The following is a 2,234-nucleotide window of genomic DNA, read 5'->3' on the forward strand; positions in this document are numbered from 1 at the left end:
ACCGGCACCGTCACAGCCGTCTACAACGGCAGCGGATGCGTCTCCACGTCCACGGGCACCGCACCCGTCACCGTCAACCAGGCGGCCAGCACCACTGCAGTCACGGTCGACCCCAACCCCTCCGTCTGCGGCCAGCCCGTCACCGTCTGCGCCACCGTCACCCCCGTCGCACCCGGCAGCGGCACACCCACCGGAACCGTCACCTTCACCGGCCCCGGCGGACTCAACACAACCGTCCCGCTGAACGCCGCCGGCACCGCCTGCATCACCACCAGCAGCCTCGCCAGTGGGACGGTCACGGCCGTCTACAACGGCAGCGCGTGCTTCACCACATCGACGGGGACCGCGGGCGCGACGGTGAACAACGCCCCGACCAAGACCGTACTCACGGTCAGTCCCAACCCCGTGATCTGTGGCCGGCCGGTGACGTACTGCGCCACGGTCACCGCCGTCGCACCGGGTAGCGGCACCCCGACCGGAACGGTCACCTTCACCGGCCCGGGCGGGTTCGTCCAGACCGTCGCACTCAACGCCGGTGGCAGTGCCTGCGTCACCACCACCGCGGGCAGCAGCGGGACCGTGACCGCCGTCTACGGCGGAAGCACCTGCAGCAGTCCCTCCGCGGCTACGGCGAACCTGACCGTGAACCGGGCTCCCACGACGCTGACGGCGGGCTCGGCGCAGATCCGCGTGAGGGCGAACGGCACGTTCGTCATCCCGTCGATGACCGCCACGCTCAAGGTCACCTCCAGTGCCGCTCCGCTCGCCGGGCAACTGGTCACCTTCCGGGCGAACACGCCGCTCGGGCCCATGGTCCTCGGGACCGCGCTCACGAACGCCAGCGGGGTGGCGACACTGGCCCCGCCGGCACTGCCGGTCTCCAGCACGGTGGTCACGGCGACGAGCTACACCGCGTCCTTCGCGGGGACGAGTTGCCACGCCCCGTCGTCCGCGACCGCACCGCTGACGCTCGTCCTCTTCCCGGTCCTTCCCTGACCGGGCACCGGTGACCGCGCGGAGGACCGCGGGAGCCGGGCCACATCCGAACCGGGGCGTGTCCGCGCCCCGGTTCGTTCTCGTTTCCGGACGGCCGGGGCCGTACCGGCTGTGTTGGTTCGCCATCCGCACGGCGCAGACCGTACTCGCGCAGCTGCCGCCGCTCAGCGCCGGAGTGATCACCACGACCGCGTTGGGTGCCGCTCGGCACGTCCGTCCTGCCTCATCCCCACACGCTGAACAACGCGGGGTCCAGGCACAGGTCGATGAGCGATCCGTCGTCGTTGACGTGGCCCGCAGCCCCAATCAACCGAATGCCGAAGCGGCAGTTGGTACGGGCCGCTCCTGGTCCTGCTTGCCGGCGTCGTCCACCCGAGGCAGGCGCCGGAACCGGTATACGTCTCACCATCTCGTCCCGATACGCGCACCATCAGCGTCAAAGGAGCGTCACATATCACCCGGGGCGGCAGGCAGTGACGCATCAGTTGCCCGGACGTCGAGGGCGCCCAGAGGTCACCGAGACTTACCTGATCGCGCAGGCCGGGCAGCATCCCAACCAGGAGTACCAGCGCGACAATCTCAACGAGCTCATCGCCGTCGCGGAGGCGGAACACGGCCCCGTCACCGACGAGGAGATCCGAGCCCTGCGCGACGAGCTCAACCAGGCCCGGCGACAGCAGGGCTCGGGCCGGGCGGACGCCGCGTGACCCACACGTCCCCCGCAGTCCCGGGCGGTTTCCTTCCCCTGGACGGCGAAGGGCTGGCGAAGGCCGTCCCGCCACCGCACGGTCAATGCCTGGCTCGCCCTCGCCCGCGCAGATGATCTCCGGGTCATCACCTCCGCGGCCACCCTGGTCGAGGTCATCCACCCGCGGATCAACCGCCCGCCCTGGAGTGGACCCTCTCCCGACTGGTCGTGGAACCGGTCACCGAGCCGCTCGCCCGGCACGCCGCCACACTTCTCACCGACGCCGGGCACCACGGCCGCAAGTACGCCATCGACGCCATACTCGCCGCGGCCGCACTCGCCGCCCCGGGTCCCACCACCGTGCTGACCTCCGACCCGGAGGACCTCACCCCCTCCGCGGGACACGGGTCACCGTGATCAAAATCTGACGGGAACCGCCCAGCTTTACGTCAAGACCGCCGAGTAGCCGAGGGGAATCTCACCCCTCGGCCCTCACAGATCCGTACGTGACGATCTCTCGTCATACGGCTCTTGTCGTTCTGGTCACCAG

2 protein-coding genes and 1 pseudogene are annotated in these 2,234 nt (G+C 70.2%); all 3 read left to right on the plus strand.

Features of this window, described 5'->3' with window-relative positions; genetic code table 11:
• The coding region (locus ACFU5K_RS31685) for an Ig-like domain repeat protein (RefSeq protein ID WP_384068145.1) at positions 1-996 on the plus strand (996 nt) is incomplete at its 5' end.
• A 527-nt stretch (positions 997-1,523) separates the two neighbouring features.
• On the plus strand, positions 1,524-1,703 hold the full coding sequence (locus tag ACFU5K_RS31690) for a hypothetical protein (RefSeq protein WP_384068148.1): 180 nt from the start codon (positions 1,524-1,526) through the stop codon (positions 1,701-1,703).
• A pseudogene (locus ACFU5K_RS31695) lies at positions 1,700-2,112 on the plus strand (DNA-binding protein). Before ACFU5K_RS31690 ends, ACFU5K_RS31695 begins: the two are co-directional and overlap by 4 nt.
• Positions 2,113-2,234: the final 122 nt, after the last annotated feature.

It is taken from the genome of Streptomyces sp. NPDC057428, from assembly GCF_042803195.1.
GTDB lineage: Bacteria > Actinomycetota > Actinomycetes > Streptomycetales > Streptomycetaceae > Streptomyces.